Annotated in this window: 18 protein-coding genes; 5 read left to right on the top strand and 13 right to left on the bottom strand. The window is 68.4% G+C overall.

The genetic code is table 11. The features are described 5' to 3' along the window. Positions 1 to 69 precede the first annotated feature (69 nt). Complete coding sequence (locus tag ON43_RS01860) at positions 70 to 273, bottom strand: cold-shock protein (protein WP_033089373.1); 204 nt, start codon at positions 271 to 273, stop codon at positions 70 to 72. Positions 274 to 708: 435 nt separating this feature from the next. Between ON43_RS01860 and sftH the strand changes: the two genes are divergently transcribed. After that, on the top strand, positions 709 to 3,105 hold the full coding sequence (sftH, locus tag ON43_RS01855; protein WP_040802784.1) for a DEAD/DEAH box helicase: 2,397 nt from the start codon (positions 709 to 711) through the stop codon (positions 3,103 to 3,105). 320 nt (positions 3,106 to 3,425) lie between these two features. Here the strand turns inward: sftH and ON43_RS01850 are convergent, their stop codons facing one another. From ON43_RS01850 to ssd, 7 genes are all read right to left on the bottom strand, one after another. Then, positions 3,426 to 3,833, bottom strand: coding sequence for an Rv3654c family TadE-like protein (locus ON43_RS01850; RefSeq protein ID WP_051177777.1), 408 nt, complete (start codon positions 3,831 to 3,833; stop codon positions 3,426 to 3,428). Then, complete coding sequence (locus ON43_RS01845; protein WP_051177775.1) at positions 3,830 to 4,144, bottom strand: TadE family type IV pilus minor pilin; 315 nt, start codon at positions 4,142 to 4,144, stop codon at positions 3,830 to 3,832. Before ON43_RS01845 ends, ON43_RS01850 begins: the two co-directional genes overlap by 4 nt. Before the next feature lie 35 nt (positions 4,145 to 4,179). Continuing rightward, on the bottom strand, positions 4,180 to 4,374 hold the full coding sequence (locus ON43_RS01840; protein WP_373283380.1) for a DUF4244 domain-containing protein: 195 nt from the start codon (positions 4,372 to 4,374) through the stop codon (positions 4,180 to 4,182). An 81-nt stretch (positions 4,375 to 4,455) separates the two neighbouring features. Beyond that, positions 4,456 to 5,052, bottom strand: coding sequence for a type II secretion system F family protein (locus ON43_RS01835; protein ID WP_040802777.1), 597 nt, complete (start codon positions 5,050 to 5,052; stop codon positions 4,456 to 4,458). After that, entirely contained in the window at positions 5,049 to 5,861 is an 813-nt protein-coding gene (locus ON43_RS01830) for a type II secretion system F family protein (protein WP_245568435.1), read from the bottom strand. The genes ON43_RS01835 and ON43_RS01830 overlap by 4 nt, the downstream gene beginning before the upstream one ends. Positions 5,862 to 6,053: 192 nt before the next feature. Then, entirely contained in the window at positions 6,054 to 7,250 is a 1,197-nt protein-coding gene (locus tag ON43_RS01825) for a TadA family conjugal transfer-associated ATPase (protein ID WP_040802773.1), read from the bottom strand. Between the two features lie 138 nt (positions 7,251 to 7,388). After that, positions 7,389 to 8,645 carry a septum site-determining protein Ssd gene (gene ssd, locus ON43_RS01820; protein WP_063712471.1) on the bottom strand — a complete coding sequence of 419 codons (1,257 nt, stop codon included), beginning with the start codon at positions 8,643 to 8,645 and terminating at the stop codon, positions 7,389 to 7,391. Positions 8,646 to 9,073: 428 nt separating this feature from the next. Here ssd and ON43_RS01815 point away from each other — a divergent pair, with 428 nt between their 5' ends. Further along, positions 9,074 to 9,883, top strand: a complete 810-nt coding sequence (locus ON43_RS01815) for an HAD family hydrolase (RefSeq protein ID WP_245568437.1) — start codon at positions 9,074 to 9,076, stop codon at positions 9,881 to 9,883. Between the two features lie 472 nt (positions 9,884 to 10,355). Here the strand turns inward: ON43_RS01815 and ON43_RS01810 are convergent, their stop codons facing one another. From ON43_RS01810 to ON43_RS01790, 5 genes are all read right to left on the bottom strand, one after another. Then, positions 10,356 to 11,102 carry a Fic family protein gene (locus tag ON43_RS01810; protein WP_040802769.1) on the bottom strand — a complete coding sequence of 249 codons (747 nt, stop codon included), beginning with the start codon at positions 11,100 to 11,102 and terminating at the stop codon, positions 10,356 to 10,358. 55 nt (positions 11,103 to 11,157) lie between these two features. Further along, positions 11,158 to 12,846 carry an ABC transporter ATP-binding protein gene (locus ON43_RS01805; protein ID WP_051177773.1) on the bottom strand — a complete coding sequence of 563 codons (1,689 nt, stop codon included), beginning with the start codon at positions 12,844 to 12,846 and terminating at the stop codon, positions 11,158 to 11,160. Positions 12,847 to 12,850: 4 nt separating this feature from the next. Further along, positions 12,851 to 13,819 (bottom strand): ABC transporter permease, encoded by a 969-nt coding sequence (locus tag ON43_RS01800; protein ID WP_040802767.1) that lies wholly within the window; start codon positions 13,817 to 13,819, stop codon positions 12,851 to 12,853. After that, complete coding sequence (locus tag ON43_RS01795) at positions 13,812 to 14,738, bottom strand: ABC transporter permease (RefSeq protein WP_040802765.1); 927 nt, start codon at positions 14,736 to 14,738, stop codon at positions 13,812 to 13,814. The genes ON43_RS01800 and ON43_RS01795 overlap by 8 nt, the downstream gene beginning before the upstream one ends. 61 nt (positions 14,739 to 14,799) lie before the next feature. Continuing rightward, positions 14,800 to 16,395 (bottom strand): peptide ABC transporter substrate-binding protein, encoded by a 1,596-nt coding sequence (locus ON43_RS01790; protein WP_245568434.1) that lies wholly within the window; start codon positions 16,393 to 16,395, stop codon positions 14,800 to 14,802. A 373-nt stretch (positions 16,396 to 16,768) separates the two neighbouring features. Here ON43_RS01790 and acs point away from each other — a divergent pair, with 373 nt between their 5' ends. The 3 genes from acs to ON43_RS01775 all read left to right on the top strand — a co-directional run bounded on the left by acs (position 16,769) and on the right by ON43_RS01775 (position 20,700). Next, positions 16,769 to 18,718 (top strand): acetate--CoA ligase, encoded by a 1,950-nt coding sequence (gene acs, locus ON43_RS01785; protein ID WP_040802763.1) that lies wholly within the window; start codon positions 16,769 to 16,771, stop codon positions 18,716 to 18,718. A gap of 198 nt (positions 18,719 to 18,916) precedes the next feature. Then, positions 18,917 to 20,143 (top strand): Na+/H+ antiporter NhaA, encoded by a 1,227-nt coding sequence (nhaA, locus tag ON43_RS01780; RefSeq protein WP_040802761.1) that lies wholly within the window; start codon positions 18,917 to 18,919, stop codon positions 20,141 to 20,143. A 41-nt stretch (positions 20,144 to 20,184) separates the two neighbouring features. Then, positions 20,185 to 20,700, top strand: coding sequence for a phage holin family protein (locus ON43_RS01775; RefSeq protein ID WP_040802759.1), 516 nt, complete (start codon positions 20,185 to 20,187; stop codon positions 20,698 to 20,700). Positions 20,701 to 20,804: the final 104 nt, after the last annotated feature.

Raw genomic sequence — 20,804 nt, 5'->3', positions numbered from 1 at the left:
GGGTCGAGATATGGGTCGTCCCCCACCGCCAGGGGGCGATGGGGGACGGATACCTTCGGGAGGGCTCGCTCAGAGCGCCCGAACACCGGTGGCCTGCGGGCCCTTGGTGCCCTGGCCAACCTCGAACTCGACCTTCTGGTTCTCCTCGAGGGTGCGGAAGCCCGTCCCCTGGATCTCGGAGTAGTGGACGAAGACGTCAGCGGAGCCGTCCTCGGGCGCGATGAAGCCGAACCCCTTCTCCGCGTTGAACCACTTCACAGTTCCCTGTGCCATTCTGTTCCTTCTCTTTCCATACCGGAACGGTAGACAACGAGGTTCGTCCACCGGGTCCGTTGAGACCGCTGTACTCTGTTCCCCCTGCAGGAAAGCACCTAGTACACCGTTCGCAACATCGATCCTGCTGATGGTTTGGACTTTCGATCCGTTCCCTCGAACACAGAAGCTTGCGACCAGGAACCAGTGAACCATGTCTTCCGGCAATTCAACAGCCGAGTTACCCACAATTTGCAAAAAAGTTGATCTTGCGAATGCGCAGGTGAGGGGCATAATGCCCAAATCCGTACTTGAAGTTGGTTTGCTTCCGGATAACAGAGCGAGCATCTGGCAAACCGGCCGCGAGGCAAGCCGCTACTCTGCAGTGAAATGGCAGGTAGGGCAGCGGGCGCACACACGTTTCGCACCCGTTCGGCGTGTCGCGGTGACGCTTCGATGAATGGTGAAGATCAGCCGCGATCCAGCGGAGACAACAGCGACATCAGCTATGGGAGATCGTTGCTGAATCGTGTCCTGAACGGCCAGCATTCCGGTGACTCCCGCCTCACCCATGTAACCGAGCTACCGCCGCGTGCGGCCCAGGTCACGAAATGGCCCGAATGGACATCTCCGGATGTCATCGCCGCAGTTCAGGCCGCCGGCGTCGCGGAACCGTGGAGCCACCAGATCCGGGCCGCGGACCTGGCCGCGGCGGGGCGGCACGTGGTGGTGTCGACCGGAACGGCGTCCGGGAAATCGCTGGCGTATCAGCTACCCGTGCTGACCGCGCTGCAGGAAGATCCGCGCGCGACGGCACTGTACCTCGCGCCGACCAAGGCGCTCGGGGCCGATCAGCTACGCATGATCAACGAGCTGACCAGCGAGGATCCGTTGCGAAACGTGCATCCCGCGCCCTACGACGGCGATACGCCCGCCGAGATCCGGCAGTGGGTGCGGGCGCACTCGCGGTGGGTGTTCACGAATCCGGACATGCTGCACGTGGGGATGCTGCGCGGACATCAGCGCTGGGCACGGCTGTTCCGGCAGCTGAAGTACATCGTAGTCGACGAATGCCATATATACCGAGGCGTTTTCGGCTCGCATGTGGCGCTGGTGCTGCGCCGACTACGGCGACTCGCCGCGCGGTACGGGGCGGATCCGGTGTTCGTGCTGTGCTCGGCGACCGCGGCGGATCCGGCCGCGACGGCCGAGAAACTGATCGGCGCACCGTGTGTCGCGGTCACCGAGGACGGATCGCCGCAAGGGGCGCGCACGGTGGCGCTGTGGGAGCCGCCGCTGCTCGGAGCGGGTGTGACCGGGGAAAACGGTGCGGCCGTGCGACGTTCGGCCGGAGCGGAGGCCGCCACGGTGATGGCGGATCTGGTCACCGAGGGCGCGCGCACGTTGACCTTCGTGCGGTCGCGGCGCGGGGCCGAACTGGTGGCGATGGATACGCGACGGCTGCTGGCGGACGTGGACGCCGAGCTCCCGGGGCGTGTCGCGGCATATCGGGCCGGGTATCTGGCCGAGGATCGGCGGGCGCTGGAGGCGGCGCTTTCGGAGGGCTCGCTGCTGGGTGCGGCCACCACGAACGCGCTGGAGCTGGGCGTGGACATCGCGGGGTTGGATGCCGTTGTGGTGGCGGGATATCCGGGGACGGTGGCCTCGTTCTGGCAGCAGGCCGGGCGCGCCGGCCGCCGCACGCAAGGCTCGCTCGTGCTGCTCATCGCGCGTGACGACCCGCTGGACACCTACCTCGTGCACCATCCGGAAGCGCTGCTCGGGCGGCCGCTGGAGGCCAGCATCACCGACCCGCACAACCCGTACGTGCTCGGGCCACACCTGCTGTGCGCGGCCCTGGAACAGCCGCTCAGCGATGCCGAGGTGCACGACTTCCAAGCCTGGGATCTGCTGTCCGACCTGGCCGAACAGGGGCTGATCCGGCGGCGCGCGGGCGTGGCCCGGGACGGGACCGCGCGCTGGTTCGTGACCGCCGACGCGCATCCGCACGACGCGGTCGACGTGCGCGGCGGCATCGGCTCGGCGATCGCCGTGGTGGACGGCGAGTCGGGGCGCATGCTCGGCACGACCGATGCCGGGCGCGCACCGGCCACGCTGCATCCCGGCGCGGTGCACCTGCATCAGGGCGAGAGCTATGTGGTCGACGAGCTGGACCTGGAGGAAGGCGTGGCCCTGGTGCACGCCGACACGCCGGGGTGGAGCACCAGCGCCCGGGCGGTGACCTCGCTGGAGATCGAGGCGGTGACCGAGGAACGCCGATTCGGCTCGGTCACCACGGCTTTGGCCTGGGTGCGGGTGACCCGGCAGGTCATCGGCTACCTGCGCAGACTGCCCAGCGGCGAGGTGCTCGACATGATCGACCTGGACCTGCCCGCCCAGACGCTGCCCACCCGGGCCGTGTTCTACACGGTCACACCGGACCTGCTGGCTCGGGCCGGGATCGACGCGCGGCACGCCGCGGGCGCACTGCACGCGGCCGAGCACGCCGCCATCGGCATGCTGCCACTGGTCGCGACCTGCGACCGGTGGGATATCGGCGGCGTGTCGACGGCTGAACACGCGGATACGGGGCTGCCCACGGTGTTCGTCTACGACGGGCATCCGGGTGGGGCGGGCTTCGCCGAGCGCGCGTTCTCGCGGCTCCGGCACTGGTTGACGGCCACTTTGGGGGCCATCGACTCCTGCGGGTGCGCCGCCGGCTGCCCGTCGTGCGTGCAGTCCCCCAAGTGCGGGAACGGCAACAACCCGTTGGACAAGGCCGGTGCCGCACGCCTGCTGCGGGCGGTGCTGGCCGAGCTCGGCGAAGGTGACGGCGGCCACACCGAACCGTGACGCCGCCGTCGCCGGAGCGAGATCGGAGCGCCATCCGACCAACCGGTCGGCGTCGTCAACTGGTAGATATCGGGCGGCCTCCACGCGGTCGGGGGTGTCTGCGACACGCCGAGGGCCGAGAGTGATTAAAAAGGGATGTGATCCTGTTAACTGGAGGGTTGCTCCGTTCGATAATGTCGCTCCCGGATTTACCTGTGCATTCATTCGAATGAGTCTCGGGGAACGAATAGGAAAGCGATCGATACCCAATCTATTCGCCGATCTTATTCATCGAATATCGACATTGATCATGGGGCGATGTGGCGCGCGCCATCGTATTTCTAACCAACCGCTCGGTACGAGGTAATGGCTTGCGGGTCCCCTTCCGACGGGCCCGCCCGGGCCGCCGCGCGCACCTCCCGCGGACCCAATGGGCCCAGCGATATCCGGCCCTCGACGATCACCGTCACATCCCATCCCGCCACCTCGCACGCCACCAGCCGCACGCCCATTCGGCTCGCGATATCCGCGGCCCGGCGACAACCCGCCGCGCTCCCGCCGTCCAGGGCGCCCGCGGCGGCCAGCGCACCCAGATCCGCGGCGGCCTGCACCCGATGTCGCGCCGCCACAGCGACCCCGATCTGCGCGATCAGGACCATGGTGGCGAGCAGGCCGATGAGGGCCAGGCAGGCGGTCACCGTGACCGCACCCGCCTCGCCGTCCCGCCGATCCCGGACGAACCTCGTCATCGGGGCTCCCCGGGCTCTCGGACGGCCACGGCCGCCGCGTGCAGGGTGAGCGGCAGCAGGATGGCCGGGGCGCTCACATCGGCCACGACCAGGTCGCCCTCGGTGCGGAGCTCGACCCGCGCGCCGGGCGGCGCGACCCTGCTGCCCGCGGTGACGGCCTCGGCGGTATCGCCGCGAGCGGCCAGCCGGGCCGCCTCGCGGGCGGCATCGACACAGCGCACCTGCGCCGATACCGCCAGCAGCGCCCCGATCCCGAGGACCACTACCGCGACCAGCGCGGCCAGCGCAATGGCCGCCTCGGCGGTCGCCATCCCCGCCTCGGCATGGAGAGGTGGTGTGGCATACGTCACTTGACGGGAGTCTTCAACGCCTTGTCGATGATCTTCGTCAGGGCGTTCACGATGCTGTCCCCGGTCACCACGGTGTACAGCACCGCCCCGAAGGCCGCCGCCGCGATCGTCCCGATCGCGTATTCCGCGGTGCTCATGCCGTTTTCGGCGGTGACCACATGCAGCAGGCGAGTTCGCACTCCCCAGAACAGGTTTCGGACGGTCGTTGCCACGGTCGCTCCTTCCCTCGCTCCGGCGCGGCGGTTCCGCGCCGGCACAGTCGTCGGTGACGGTCACAGCAGCCCGCCCTGAAGGACCCGGCCCGCCAGGCCGATCACGACCGGGACGATGCCCAGGCACAGGAAGGCGGGCAGGAAGCACAGGCCGAGCGGTCCGCCGATGAGCACGCCGGCGCGTTCGGCCCGCGCGGCGGCCGCGTCCTCGAGCTCGCCGCGCCGACGTTCCGCCAATTCGGCCACGGCCGTGGCCAATCCGGTGCCGGAGCGCGCGGAGCGACGGGCCATGCGGGCCAGGGCGGTCACCGAGTCGTCGGCCTGTCCGGCGGTGGCCTGTTCCCAGGCCGTGGCCGGATCCGCGCCCAGGCCCAGCAGATCCGAGGCCCGGCGCAGGGCGGTGGCCAGCGGTTCGGGAGCCTCGATCGCCACGGCCGCGGCCGCCGAGGCGGTGGGGAGGCCGGCGCGCAGACAGGCGGCGAGCAGATCGAGGGCCGAGGCGACACCGAGCGGATCCGCCTCGGCCCCCGCGACGGACGGTGGCTGCAGGCCGGGCGCCGACTCGCTCAGCCGACGCAGTCGCCGTATCGCGTCCACCCGGCCGGGCAGCATGAGCAGGGCGAGGGCGGCCAGCAGCGCGGCGAACGCGGCGGTCATCGCAGCACCTTGTCCGTGATGGCGTCGGCCCAGAGCAGACCCGCACAGGTCAGCGCGGACCCCAAGGGCAACAGCACCGTTCCCGCCGCGGAACGGAACAGGACATGCAGCGGGGACGCGCCCATCAGCTCGCCCAGGCCGATGCCGAGCACCGGGAGCAGGGCCAGCACCGCCGCGGTGGCGCGGGCGCCCGCCAGGGCCGCACGGGTGCGATCACGGAAACGCTTGCGGCCGAGCAGATCCAGGCGTGCGGCGGTCAGCAGCTCGGCCAGGGCGAGACCGTGCCGTTCCGCCACCTGCCAGGCCGCAGCCACCCGCGACAACTCCCCCGCCACAACGGTGCCCGGTCGCCGCAGCCCCTCCGCGCCCGAGCCGCCGAGGCGGCTGCGCGCCGCGCTCACCGCGAAGGCTCGGGCCACCTCGCCGGTGGTCTCCCGCGCCGCCACCTGAGCCGCAGCGCTGGGGTGCGCGCCGATGCGCAGTTCCCCGATCACCGATTCCAGACCTTCGAGCAGCTGCGCCGAGTCGGCGGCCCGCAACCGATCTCGGTGCGCCCGTCGACGCCGGGCGGCGAGTGTGGCCGTCACCAGTACTGCCGCAATCGCCGGACCGGGACCGGTCAGGAGTACCAGCGATGCCGCGAGCAATGGTGCAGCGCGAATCATCCACTTGGAATGCATCTTTCGTGCACGACCCACCCGCCGGAACAACCCCTGGAAACGCCGATGCGCAGCGGGTGGGGGCATGACCAGAACAGCCGAGGCGAAGCAGGCGAGCGCCGGAGCCATCGAGCCGAGACCGGGCGTCATCAGCGGCACCCGCCCGACTGCGTACTCGAATCATTGTCAACACCAACCGAATTGGCGGTATCCCGTCGCATGCATGCCCGACGCCACCCCAGCCGAAGCCCTGGGAATCGCGAGCCCTGCGCACCGAACGGACTGCAGCACAACGAGTTACCGGTCGTGCAATCCTGCTGGCACCGTGGCGAATTGGCGTCTTCACTCGCGGGATTCATCGGGAGTCCTTTCGTCGAGCAGTTCGATGAGGGCGGCGGCGGCCGGCGCCGGGCGTGCGTCGGCGGTCCAGGCGGGCGTGATGTGGACTCGGCCGTCGACCGGGGTGACCATGCCGATCTCGCGGAGAACGCGGCGGCCGTCGGGGTGCCGGTGGACGTGCAGGACGACCTGGATCGCCGCCGCCAGCTGGCTGTGCAGGGCGGCCGCGGGCAGGCCGCCGAGGGCCGCGAGCGCCTCCAGGCGGGCCGGGACCTCACCGGGTGAATTCGCGTGCACGGTGCCGGCGCCACCGTCGTGGCCGGTGTTCAGCGCGGTCAGCAGGTCCACCACCTCGGCGCCCCGAACCTCGCCCACCACAATGCGATCCGGGCGCATGCGCAGGGCCTGGCGGACCAGATCGCGCACGGTCACCTCGCCCGCGCCCTCGACATTGGCGGGCCGCGCGACCAGGCGGACCACATGGGGGTGCGGCGGGGAGAGCTCGGCGGCGTCCTCGACGCAGATGATGCGCTCGGCCGGATCGACCTTGGCCAAAAGTCCGGACAACAATGTGGTTTTTCCAGCGCCTGTCCCGCCGACCACCAGGAAGGCGAGCCGAGCGCGAATGATGCGCTCCAGCAAGACTTTCGCGTCGGGTGACACCGCGCCCGCCGCGGCCAATGCGTCCAATCCCTGGGTGGCGGGTCGAAGTACGCGCAGCGACAGGCAGGTGCCGCCGTGCGCGATCGGCGACAGCACCGCGTGCAGTCGAACGCCGAACGAATCACCCAGCGCCGCTTCGGTTCCCGCCAACCGACCATCCACCCACGGTTGCGCGTCGTCGAGCCGGCGTCCCGCTGCCAGGGCCAGCCGCTGCGCCAGCCTGCGCACCGCGGCCTCGTCCGGAAACCGCACCGGTGTACGCCGCAGCCCCCGGCCCCGGTCCACCCACACCGAATCCGGCCCGGAGACCAGCACATCGGCGACCTCCGGATCGTGCAGCAGCGACTCCAGCACCCCCGCACCTGTCATCTCGGTCTGCAGCAATCGCAAGGCGCGCAACAGATCCGCGTCCGCCAGCACCCCGCCCGCCTCGGCCCGGATAGCCGCGGCAACCAATGCCGGCTCCGGATCGACGGCCCCCTCGGCCAGCCGTTCCCGCACCCGCTCCAGCAGCTCAGCGGTCACCAGCTCACTCATCGCGGACCTCGACGCCGACCAGGAACCACCGCCACCCGCCTCCGGGAGCGGCAATGCGGCAGTATGCGATTCGTCCGCCTGCGCGCCGCGCGCCGGGCCAGACTCCGAGCACGGTGGGCCGACCGCGCCGCGTCCCCCTCATTTCGAAGCCCCCGTCGAGTTCACGTAGTCCGTCCCGCGCTGCGCGGGCGCTCCGGTGTGCGCCGTACGCCACCAGGCGGCCCCCGACCGGCCCTGAGTGCGGCGAGGCGCCGAATAATCCGAGAACAGGGCGGTCAGCGCGGTTTCGGCGGCCGTGCGCAACGGGCCGCGACGACGGACCGTGAGCGCGCCCCGTTCCAGGCGCTCGGTCAGACCGGGCTGCGAGGGGACCGCCGCCAGCAGTGGCAGCGCGAGCGCCGCCGCGATCTCCCGTGGCGAGAGCCCACCCGGGGCCGGACCGCGAACGACCAACCGCACGTCCGGGTTTCGCACCCGCAGATACGCGGCGGCGCACTTCGCGGCCGCGATCGACCGCAGCCGGGCCTGCGTCACCAGCACCACCAGATCGGCACTGTCGAGAACCTGCTCGGTGTACGCCCCGTGATCACTCGAGAGATCGGCGACCACCAGATCACCTGCGGCGCGACCGCCCTCGATCACGGCGCGAACCGCGGCGGGCGCGAGGGCCGGTACTGCCGCGTCGAATCCCTCTGTGGCCGTGCCGGAATCGACCGCGTCCGCATCGGCGGGCTCGGATTCGGTTGCGCGGGTGGGCCTTCCACACGACAGGACGGCCAGGCCGGAGACGTTCGGGAGGGCAGCATGCAATGCCGGTGCGGCGACGCGCCCGCGCTCGATGGTGAGATCGGGCCAGCGCAAGCCGGGCACAGTCTCGAGGCCGAGCAGCAGGTCGAGCCCGCCGCCGTAAGGGGCACAGTCGACAAGCAGGGTGCGGTCGCGGAAACGGCCTGCGGCGGTGAGGGCTACGGCCGTGGCGAGGACCGAGGCGCCGGACCCGGCGCCCGCGCCCGCGATGGCCAGGACCGCGCCGTCGCCGGGGCGGCGGCCGTCGTGGGCGGCGAAGGCGGCTATCAACGCATCGGCCTCGGCGGGCAGTTCGATGACATGTTCGGCGCCGGCGGCGGTGGCGGCCTGCCAGTCGAGCAAACTCGCCTCGCCATCGGTCACCAGGAGGATTCCGGGACGGCGTGGGTGCCCGGCGGATGTACAGCTATGCGCGGCGGCGGTATCGAGGACGATCACGGACGCGGCGGCCCAGGCGTGGCGGCCCGGCGGCGGCATGCGCTCGTCGAGCGGGCGGTCGGCCGCGGCGGCGATGCGGCGGATCTCGTCGCGCAGACGGGGATCGGCGACCAGCGACAGCGCCGGCGGGGTGACGGCATCGGAGTTCATGCTGGTCAGCGTCGCCCGAACGACAATGTCGCGAAAGCGCCTTCACGGCGAGTGTGGATAACACGCGGCCTGTGCAGAACTCGGGGGGCGAAAGAGAATCCGAACTGTCCGGAAATAGAGGACGGCCCCAGCCGGGGGGGGAGGAGGCTGGGGCCGTCGGGTTCAGCCCCGGGGGGTCGGGCTGAACGCGCCTGGACCATGTCCAGGTAATTGCGATACTACACCCAAGCCCCGGCCGGATTGCAAGTCCGCCCGGCGAGTCTTTTTCCCGCCCTGACGGCCCGGCTTCCACCTGGCTAACCCGGACAATTCCCCCGCTGAAAGTGACCGCCGCCACCACTGCCGCCGCGCGGCATGAAAAGAGCAGATAAACCGCGAGACCCGCCCACCGCGACCGAGATTCCCGCGACGCGCCGCGGAACCATATCCTGGACCACGTGACAGCCGAACGCGGACGAGTCGCCGCCTTCTTCGATCTCGACAAGACGGTGATCGCCCGGTCGAGCGCCTTCGTGTTCAGCAAGCCGTTCCTGGATCAGGGCCTGCTCAGCCGCCGCGCCGTCCTGGAGAGCAGCTACGCGCACTTCCTGTTCCTGCTCCAGGGCGCCGACCACGATCAGATGGAGCGGATGCGCGAGCACCTCACCAAGATGTGCGCGGGCTGGGATGTCGACCAGGTGCGCTCGATCGTCGCCGAGACCCTGCACGACATCGTGGATCCGCTCATCTACGCCGAGGCCGCGGATCTCATTGCGGACCATCGGATTCGAGGCCACGACGTGATAATCGTGTCGGCCTCCGGCGAGGAGATGGTCGCGCCGATCGCCGCCGCGCTGGGTGCGGATCACTTCGCCGCCACCCGCATGGTCATCGAAAACGGCAAGTACGCGGGCGAAGTCGAGTTCTACTGCTACGGCAAGGGCAAGGTCGAGGCCATCGAAAAGCTTGCCGCGCAATATGATTACGACCTCTCGCGCTGCTACGCCTACTCCGACTCCAGCACCGATCTGCCGATGCTGGAAGTAGTCGGCCACCCGACGGCGGTGAACCCGGACCGCGCGCTGCGACGCGAGGCCACCACCCGCGGCTGGCCCATCCTCACCTTCTCGAACCCGGTCTCGCTGTGGGCCCGGATCCCGGCCCCGACGACCACCACGGTCGCCGCGACCGCCGCAGTCGGACTGGGCGCGCTGGCGGCCGGGGCGCTCACCTATCGGCTATTACGCCGGCGCGGGTGAGGCCCGGCGGTTTCGGAAACGCCCGGACCGGAAAACAGCCGGACACGCCGAGTATCGGAATGTTTCCCCAGGTCTTGATGTGATGGCGGTCACGGGGTAACAATGGAGGCACGGAAGGACGGAAGGCCAAGATCGGATCGGAAGAGAAGGTTCGACCTCCCATCCCACCCTTCCCAGCACGGACACCAGGCACCCACGCGGAGCACGCCGCGACAAGGGCACGAGTAGTTGTGGGCCTGCGTTATCCGGGATTTCGACGGCGAGGGCCTCGCATCCATGCGGGGATGAACCACCGGATCCTGGAGAGCTCGCCGAGGCCGAAGAAACACAACCCGAGAAGCACGCTTGGTAACCCGGCGATCCGTGCTAGCGGGCGGTGAGGTCGCAATTTCAGCGACAACGCCGCCCGCTCTGATGTGCAAGGGCCTTTCGGAAACACCTGGCGCACAGGTTATTTCACGGTCAGGGGCATTTACCCCGAAGCCGAATCCGCGATCGAGCGGGCCTCGCGGGCGCCGTCTTCCAGTGCGCCGCAGGTGAAGATCACCCAGCCGCCGACGCCCTCTGCCGTTCCCATGCCGAAGGCCGCGGCGGCGTCCAGGTAGGCCTGGCGGCGGCGGAGCCAGAAGACTTCGGGGACGCCGAGGCTGTGCGGGTCGAGGCCACTGGACACCGCGACCAGGCGGGAGGCGGCGCGGGCGACGATGCCGTCGGCGGTGCCGAAGGGGCGCAGGGAGAGCAGCTCGCCGTGCACGATGGCGGCGATCACCGGGGCGGGGGCCTTTGTGGTGGTGAGGGTTTGGGCCAGCAGGTCCAGGCGTTCGGCGACGCCGGGGACATTGCGGGGGCGGCCGAGCTGCTGTTCGTCCTCGACCATGTCGGCGGCGGCGAGCAGGTGCAGGCGGGCCAGGGCCTGCAGCGGGGCGCGCTGCCAGACTCCGACCAGGTTGGTGAGGGCCTCGGCGTCCAGCGCCTGGCCGACGCGCAGAGAGCCGGCCAGGATGGGGTCTTCGACGCGGCCGTCGGCGGGCAGGTCGATGGTGCCGCCCTCGATGGCCGCCGAGGAGCGGGCCGCGCGCACGGCGGCCTCGGCGGCGGTGGTGGGCCAGCCGCGGCGGTTGGCCCGGTGCCGGTGCACCTCGGCGAGGGCGTCACGGGCCTTGTCGGCGGCATCGCGCACGCCGGGCAGGTCGACGAGGGGCTGCAGCGGGTCGGTCACGAGTTAGAAGGCTACTGCCGGGCATCGGGCGGCCGTCCGACACCCGGCAGCCGGATCATCCCGCGAGCAGGTCGCGGCCCGGGATCGCCTCCAGCAGCCGCTGGGTATACGGGGATTGCGGATTGTCGAAGACCTCGGTGGTGGACGCCGCCTCGACGACCTTGCCCTGACACATGACCAGGACGTCGTCGGCGATCTGGCGGACCACCGCGAGGTCATGGGTGATGAACAGGTAGGTGAGCCCCATTTCGGCCTGGAGCTCGTTGAGCAGGGTCAGGATCTGCGCCTGCACCAGGACGTCGAGCGCGGAGACGGCCTCGTCGCAGACCACCACCTCCGGGGACAGCGCCAGGGCGCGGGCGATGGCCACGCGCTGGCGTTGACCGCCGGAGAGCTCGTTGGGATACCGGCGCATGACCGAGGCCGGGAGCGAGACCTTGTCCAGCAGATCGCGAACGGTGGCCTCCCGTTCCTTCGGGGTGCCGATGCCGTGGGTGCGCAGCGGCTCCTCGATGGTGCGGTAGATGGAGTACATCGGGTCCAGGGAGCCGTACGGATCCTGGAAGATGGGCTGCACCCGACGCCGGAACGCGAAGGCGCCCTTGGCATCCAGGGCGGCCACCTCGCGCCCGTCGAAGGTGACGCGTCCGGAGGTCGGCGGGAGCAGACCCAGAACCATCTGCGCCACAGTGGATTTGCCGGACCCCGACTCCCCCACGATGGCGGTGGTGGTGCCACGCCGGAGCGTGAACGAGACATCGTCCACCGCAACGAGTTCGCTGGATTTCCAGGGTGCGTTGCCGCGGATCCGGAACACCTTGGTGAGCCCCTCGGCGACCAGCACATTGTCGGGGACACTGGCGAATTCGGCATTGGTCTCGGCCAGCTGCCCGGCCACCTGCACCGCCTGCTCGCGCACCTCGGCGCGTTTGCGCACCGACGACAGCCGCTGGGAGGCCAGCGACGGCGCCGAGTTCACCAGCTTCTTGGTGTACAGATGCTCCGGCTCGCGCAGGATCTGCAGTGCCGGACCGGATTCCACCACCCGTCCCCGGTACATGACCACCAGATGCTCGGCCCGCTCGGCCGCCAGCCCCAGATCGTGGGTGATGAGCAGCACCGCGGTGCCCAGTTCGGCGGTGAGCCCGTCGAGGTGGTCGAGGATCTGCCGCTGCACGGTGACGTCCAGGGCGGAGGTCGGCTCGTCGGCGATGAGCAGTTTGGGCCGGCAGGACAGGCCCATGGCGATCAGGGCGCGCTGGCGCATGCCGCCGGAGAACTCGTGCGGATACTGGTTGACCCGCCGCTGCGCGTCGGGCATGCCCGCCTCGGTGAGCAGTTCGACCGCGCGCTCCCGCGCGGCCTTGCCCTTGGCGATCCCGTTGGCCTCCAGGGTTTCCCGGATCTGGTATCCGATCTTCCACACCGGATTCAGATTCGACATCGGGTCCTGCGGCACGAACCCGATGCCCTTGCCGCGCACCCGGACGATGTCTGCCTTGGACGCCTTGGCCAGATCCTTGCCGTCGAAACAGATGGAGCCCGAGGTGATCTCGCCGGTGCCGGGCAGCAGGTCGATGATGGCGTGCGCGGTCGTGGACTTGCCGGACCCGGATTCGCCGACGATGGCCACGGTCTGTCCCGGATACACCGTCAGGTTCACCCCGCGCACCGCCGGGACGCGCGTGCCCTCGGAGGTGAAGCAGACATTCAAATCGCGGACGTCGAGCAGTGGTTCGGTCATGTCCTCACCTCTTCCGAGCCTTGGGATCCAACGCGTCTCGCACCGCGTCGCCGAGCATGATGAAGCTGAGCACCGTGAGCGCCAGCGCCGTCGCGGGATAGAACAGGATGCCGGAGGTGCGGATCTCCTTCTGGTCCGCGGCGATATCCGAACCCCAGGACACGATCTGCCGCGACAGCCCGACACCCAGGTAGGACAGCGTCGCCTCGGTGACGATGAAGACGCCCAGGGAGATGGTGCTGACCACGATGAGCGGTCCGGTCGAGTTGGGCAGCACGTGCCGGATCAGCGTCCGGAATCTGGAGACGCCCAACGCCTTTGCCGCCGTCACGTATTCGCTGTTGCGCGACTGGATGACCGCGGAACGGGCGATGCGCGCGGCCTGCGGCCAGCTGAACGAGGCCAGCGTGATCATGACCGTCCACACCGTGCGGGTGTGCAGCAGCTGCATGAGCACGATGGCGGCCAGCGTCAGCGGCAGCGCGTAGAAGATCTCCGCGATACGTGACACCACCGCGTCCAGCAGTCCGCCGTAGTACCCGGAGAGCGCGCCCAGCGTGCCGCCGATCAGCACGAACAGCAGGGTCGCGCCGAGCCCGGTCTCCACCGAGGCCCGTGCGCCGTACACGGTCCTGGTGTAGATGTCGCAGCCCTGCTTGTCGAAGCCGAAGGGGTGGCCCGAGGACGGCGGGTGCATGCTGAAATCGCCGCTGCAATACCGCGGATCCTGACCGCTGAACAGCGACGGCCAGACCGCGACCACCAGGATGAACAGGATCAGCAGCGCCGCCACGATGAAGATCGGATTGCGCCGCAGCTGATGCCAGGCCTCGCGCCACACGCTGGTCGGCGCGGCGGCCTCGTTGACCCGGTCGGTCGCCAGCACCTCCACCTCGTCGGGCGGCGCCACGAAATGCTCTTGCCCGGGCCGGATCTCGCGGGATTCCCGGATTTCGGTCTGCGGCTCAGGCATAGCGGATCCTCGGATCGAGTGCGGCGTAGAGCAGATCGACGATCAGATTGGTCAGCAGCAGGATCACGATGAGCACCGTCACGAAGGCCACCACCGTGGGCGGCTCCCCGCGCGTGATCGCCTGGTACAGCGTGCCGCCCACGCCCGGGATGTTGAAGATGCCCTCGGTGACGACCGCGCCGCCCATCAGGAATCCGAGATCGGTGCCGACGAAGGTGATCACCGGGATCAGCGAATTGCGCAGGATGTGCACCACGATGACGCGCCGGCGGCTCAGCCCCTTGGCGGTCGCGGTGCGCACATAGTCGGCACTCATGTTCTCCGCCACCGCGTTTCGGGTCAGCCGCAGCACGTAGGCGAACGACAGCGACCCCAGCACGAACGCCGGCACCAGCAGATCGCCGATGCCCGCCTTGGAGCCGACGGTCACCGGCGCGATGCCCCATTTGATGCCGAGCAGGTACTGGGCCAGGAAGCCGAGCACGAAGATCGGCACGGCGATGATGACCAGGCTCAGCACCAGCATGGTGGAGTCGAAGAGCTTGCCCTTGCGCAGCCCGGCGACCAGGCCGAAGATCACGCCGAAGAAGAACTCGATGCAGACGGCCATGACCGACAGCCGGAAGGTGATCGGGAAGGCCCGCACCAGCTCGTCGCGCACCGGACGACCGGAGAACGACGTGCCGAAGTCCAGGGTGACAATGCCTTTCAGGTATTCGAGGTACTGGATGTAGAAGGGTTGATCGAGGTGGTAGCGCGCCTTCAGCGTCGCCTCCACCGCCGGTGTCATCTGCCGGTCACCGGCCAGCGCCTGCACGGGATCACCCGGAATCAGGAACACCATCGCGTAGATGAGCAGCGTTGCCCCGAGAAAGACCGGGATCATCTGGAGCAACCGCCGCACTACATACCAAGCCATGTTTCGGCTCCTGTGTGAGAAACGGGGGCCGCGCCGGTGCGGCGGGCCCCCGTGTGGCGGTTTACTTCTCGATGTTCTCGAAGTCGAAGAGTCCCGACCAGGACACCTCCGCCTTCTTCACCTTGTCCGAACGCCCGGCCGCGACGTTGTAGTCGAAGATCGGGATATCGGCCATGTCCTTGAACAGCAACTGCTGCGCCTGCGCCAGGATGTTGTAGGCGGCGTCGGGGGTGGCGGCGCCCTGGGCCTGGTTCAGCAGCTTGTCGAACTCCGGGTTGGAGTACTGGGTGTTGTTGGTGCCGGATCCGGTGAGGTACAGCGCGGTCAGGAACTCGAACATGGAGGGGTAGTCGCCCTGCCAGCCGTAGCGGAACGCCTTGCCGACGGTCTTGTTGGTGATCTCGTCACGAATGTTCTTGAACGTCGGGTACGGCACGCCGACCGAGTCGATGCCCAGGGTGTTCTTCACGCTGTTGGCCACGGCCTCGACCCAGGCCTGGTGGCCGCCGTCGGCGTTGTAGGCGATCTGGTAGGTGCCCGACCACGGCGAGATCGCATTGGCCTGCGCCCACAGCTTCTTCGCCTCGTCCGGGTTGAACTTCAGCACCTCGGAGCCGGGCAGGTCCTTCTTGAAGCCGGGCAGGGTGAACGCGGTGAAGTCCTGGCAGGGCACCCGGGTGCCGTGGAAGATGTTCTGCGCGATCTGATCCCGGTTGATGGCCATCGAGATGGCCTTGCGGCGCAGCACGCCCTCCTCACCGGCGAAGTGCGGCACGGTCGGCTGGATGCCGATGTGCTGGCTGTAGGCGATGGGCTTGTGGATGGCCCGGTCGCCCAGATCCTTCTCATAGGTCGAGAGCGCGGTGTCGGGGATGATGTCGAGCGCATCGAGGTTGCCCTGCAACAGATCCGCGTAGGCGGTGTCGTAGGACTGGTACATCACGAAGCGCAGGCCCTTGTTCTTGGCCGGGCGGCCGCCGTGATAGTCCGGGTTGGGCAGTACTTCGATCTTGACGTTGTGTTCCCAGGTCGAGAACTTGTAGGGGCCGTTGCTGACCGGGGCCTCACCGAACTTCTTGGGGTCCTTGAAGAAGGCGTCGGGCATCGGATAGAACGGCGCGAAGCCGAGTTTCAGCTCGAAGTCGATCGACGGGCTGGTCAGGTCGACCGTGAAGGTCTTGTCGTCGACCACCTTCAGACCCGACATCGTCTGCGCCTTGGGCGGATTCGCCTGGACGTCGTCGTATCCGGCGATCCCCTCGAAGGCCCAGTTCTGCAGCTGACCATTGGTGGACAGCGCACCGTAGTTCCAGGCGTCGACGAACGATTTCGCCGTCACCGGGGTCCCGTCGGTGAACTTCCAGTCCTTGATCTTGATCTTGTAATGCTGCCGATCGGTGGTCTCGATGGACTGCGCCACCTCGTCCCGGGCGGTGCCGTTGACGTCGTAATACTTCAGGCCCGCCCAGAGCCGGTCGGTCACGCGACCGCCCATGTTCTCGTTGACGTCCGTGGGTACCAGAGGTCGTTGTGGCTCACCGCCGTTGACCGTCACGAAGCCGGAGTCGTCTCCGCCTCCGGACGAGCAGCCGGTGATCGTGAGGCCGGTCGCCAGTATCGCCGCGGCGGCCAACGACGTAATCGTCTTGATTCTCAACGCTTTTCTCCCGTGTCCAGGAAGGTGCGAAGGAGGATGCGACAACCAGCCGGGGTCACCGGTGGTTATAACAATCCACCTTGGGTGAATCGGACAGTAACCATCCCCGCCGGTGTTGTCAGCGGATCGAAACAGGAATGTTCAGCTTGTTAGCAATCCGGCAACATGAGCCATACAAAGCGGGAACCTTACGTGACAGAGCGCACAGCCGCGCGGACCTCGCGTTCACGGTTCGGTCATACCCGTCCTGGCAGGTTGGACGCCGTCGCCCACCGATCGAGACGGCGAAACACGACGCAGGTCACAGTCGGTTAGGGTCGAACGTGGCCGCCGTCACCCCGTGCGGCCCGCACGCGAGAGAAGAAGAGAAGAGATGACCACGGATACATCTGCCGACCACCTGGATGCGTACCCGCCCAGCGCTGAGTTCGCGGCTGCCGCCAATGGCGATGCCTCTCTCTACGATCGGGCCGCGGCCGACCGGGAGGGGTTCTGGGCGGAACAGGCGAAGCGTCTGCACTGGCATCAGCCCTTCACCCGGGTCCTCGACTGGGACGACGCACCCTTCGCCAAGTGGTTCGCGGACGGCAAGCTGAACGTCGCCTACAACTGCGTGGACCGGCACGTGCTCGCGGGCCGCGGCGATCAGGTCGCCATCCACTGGGAGGGCGAGCCCGGCGATTCGCGCGCCATCACCTACAGCGATCTGCTGGCCGACGTATCGCGCGCCGCCAACTACCTGACCGGCCTGGGCCTGGTGGCCGGTGACCGCGTCGCCATCTACATGCCGATGGTCCCCGAGGCCATCGTGGCCATGCTCGCCTGCGCCCGCCTGGGCCTGACCCACTCGGTGGTGTTCGCGGGCTTCTCCCCCAGCGCCCTGCGCCAGCGCATCGACGACGCCGAGGCGCGGCTGGTCATCACCACCGACGGCCAGTGGCGGCGCGGCAAGCCGGCCCCGCTCAAGACCGCGGTGGACGAGGCTCTCGCCGAGGGTGATTCGACCATCGAGCACGTGCTCGTGGTGCGCCGCACCGGCCTGGACACCCCGATGGTCGAGGGCCGCGACATCTGGTGGGACGAGACCGTCGCGCTGGCCTCCCCCGAGCACGAGGCGCAGGCCTTCGACGCCGAGCACCCGCTGTTCATCCTCTACACCTCCGGCACCACCGGGAAGCCGAAGGGCATCCTGCACACCACCGGCGGCTACCTGACCCAGGCCGCGTACACCCACCACTACGTGTTCGACCACAAGCCGGGTCAGGACGTGTACTGGTGCACGGCCGACATCGGCTGGGTGACCGGGCACAGCTACATCGTGTACGGCCCACTGGCCAACGGCGCGACCGAGGTCGTCTACGAGGGCACCCCCAACTTCCCCGATGAGCACCGGCACTGGCAGATCATCGAAAAGTACGGCGTCACCATCTATTACACGGCGCCGACGCTGGTCCGCACGTTCATGAAGTGGGGCCGCGAGATTCCCGAGGCGCACGACCTGTCGAGCCTGCGGCTGCTGGGCTCGGTCGGCGAGCCGATCAACCCGGAGGCCTGGCGCTGGTACCGGGATGTGGTGGGCGGCAACAAGACCCCCATCGTGGACACCTGGTGGCAGACCGAGACCGGCGCCATCATGATCTCCCCGCTGCCGGGCGTCACCGCGGCCAAGCCGGGCGCGGCCATGACCCCGCTGCCGGGCATCTCCGCGAAAGTCGTTGACGAGGAAGGCAACCCGGTCCAGCTGGGCGAGACCGAGGCAAATGGCTACCTGGTGCTCGATCAGCCGTGGCCGTCCATGCTGCGCGGCATCTGGGGCGACAACGAGCGCTACAAGGACACCTACTGGGCCCGCTACGCCGACAAGGGCTGGTACTTCGCCGGTGACGGCGCCAAGCTCGACAAGGACGGGGACCTGTGGGTGCTCGGCCGCGTCGACGACGTGATGAACGTGTCGGGCCATCGCATCTCGACCGCCGAGGTGGAGTCGGCGCTGGTCGGCCACTCCGGTGTCGCGGAGGCGGCCGTGGTCGGCGCCTCGGACGACACCACCGGCCAGGGCATCGTGGCGTTCGTCATCCTGACCGCCGAGGCCAAGGACACCGGCGACGATCTGATCGCCGAACTCAAGGCCGAGGTCTCGCGGGAGATCTCCCCGATCGCCCGCCCGCGCGAGATCCACGTGGTGCCGGAGTTGCCCAAGACACGCTCGGGCAAGATCATGCGCCGCCTGCTGCGCGACGTGGCCGAGGGCCGCGAACTGGGTGACACCTCAACCCTGGTGGACCCCAACGTCTTCGAGGCGATTCGCGCCGGAAAGGCGTAAGCGCTCGAACCGTCCGAGAGGCCCCGTGACCACTGGTCACGGGGCCTCTCCGCAGGTGGCGTGGTCAAGAAGTTCCCGGCAAACCGTTAGAATTGCGCAAAAGGTGTGCCGGGAAGTCTGGTCGGCATGCGGTTGTGCCGTCGATCCCGTCAGTGGTGTGCACGCCGCTGTTCTTGTCGACGGCTGAAAGGTGCACCCGTGATCGCCCAGGTTCGTTCTGAGCTGGCCCGCTATCTGAGAACCGAAACCTTCGGCGGCGCACTGCTTCTCATCGCCGCCGCCGGAGCTCTCATCTGGGTCAACTCCCCATGGGGCGCGAGCTACACCACTATGGTCGACACCAAGCTGGCGATTCCCGCCCTCCATCTGGACCTGACGCTGGCCGACTGGACCAAGGACGGCCTGCTGGCCATCTTCTTCTTCGTGGCCGGGCTGGAGCTCAAACGCGAGCTGGTGGTCGGTGAGCTCGCCGACCGCAAACGCGCCGCCCTGCCCATCATCGCGGCCATCGGCGGTGTGGTCCTGCCCGCGCTGATCGCCATGTCCGTCGGCTTGGGCGCGGAGGGCATGGACCGCGGCTGGGCCATTCCGGTCGCCACCGATATCGCCTTCGCGCTGGCCGTGCTGGCCATGACCGGATCGCGGATTCCGGCCAGCGCCCGGGTGTTCCTGCTCAGCCTGGCCGTGGTGGACGACCTGATCGCCATCATCCTGATCGCGGTGCTGTTCACCACCACGCTGAAGATGCTGTGGCTGCTCATCGCGATCGCCTGCTTCGCGGGCTGGGCGCTGGCCCAGAAGTTCCGGCTCGGCAGTCCCCTCATCTATGTGCCGCTGGGCCTGCTGTCCTGGTACGCCCTGCACGAGGCCGGAATTCACGCGACCCTGGCCGGTGTCGTCTGTGGCCTTTTGACCCGCGTGCGACCGGACGACGACGAGGACGAGCACTGTGTCCCGGCGGCCCGGCTCGAGCACTTCTTCCAGCCCATCTCCGCCGCCCTCTGCGTGCCGCTGTTCGCGCTGTTCGCCTCGGGCGTACCGCTGGATTCGACCGTGCTGTCCAAACTGTTCACCGACCGGTTGTCGCTGGCCATCATCGCCGGTCTGCTGATCGGCAAGACCGTCGGCATCTTCGGATCCAGTTGGCTCGCCGTGCGGTTGGGGATCGCGGAACGGCCCGGTGATCTCGGTTATCGGGACATGTTCGCCCTGTCGGTACTGGGCGCCATCGGCTTCACCGTTAGCCTCTTGGTGGCAGAACTGGCATTGGAAGACGTCGGCGACGGATCCGAAGCAGAACTCGCAAAAGCGGCGGTGTTGCTCACGTCTTTGGCGGCTTCCCTGGCCGGTTCGGCGCTACTGTTGCGTCGTGGGCGTGCTCACCAGGCACAACGGGACGCGCAAGCGCTGCAAAGTCAAGAGTGACACCGGACAGTACTACCGGGACATGGAGAAGGGTCGAGCAATTGAGCTTCACACAGGGCGGTAACGGCTACGACGGGAACCGCACCCGCACCGTCACCTCGATTCCGTTGTCCGATGTCGACGCCCATCAGTCGGCGACCTTCGGCACGCTGGTCCGCGACGCGACCGAGCAGATGTCGACCCTGGTGCGCGCCGAGGTGGAGCTCGCCAAGGCCGAGGTGACCGGTGAGATCAAGAAGGGCCTGCAGGGCAGCGTCTACTTCATCCTGGCGCTGACCATCCTGCTGTTCAGCTCCTTCTTCTTTTTCTTCTTCCTCGCCGAGCTGCTCGACAACTGGCTGTACCGCTGGGCCGCGTTCCTGGTGGTGTTCCTGCTGATGATCGCGGCGGTGGCGGCCTTCGCGCTGCTGGGCTATCTGAAGGTGCGCAAGCTGCGCGCCCCGGAGAAGACCATCGAGTCGTTGAAGGAGGCGAAGACCGTGCTGCCCAGCGGTTTCGGCCACACCGAGGAGCCGTCGGCCGACGCCACGCTCGAACTCGGCAAGCCCCGGACCTAGACCTTCGATTACGCTCCCTCGGCGTGTCGTCGAATTCGCAGCCCGATCCGTCCACCGTCCGCTACGACGGACCGTGGGCCCATCGGGACGTGCACGCCAACGGC

Source organism: Nocardia concava NBRC 100430, from assembly GCF_000308815.1.
In the GTDB taxonomy this organism is placed as follows: Bacteria; Actinomycetota; Actinomycetes; order Mycobacteriales; family Mycobacteriaceae; genus Nocardia; species Nocardia concava.
The sequence above is the reverse complement of the archived record's forward strand: the minus strand, read 5'-3'. Positions and strand labels throughout refer to the sequence as shown.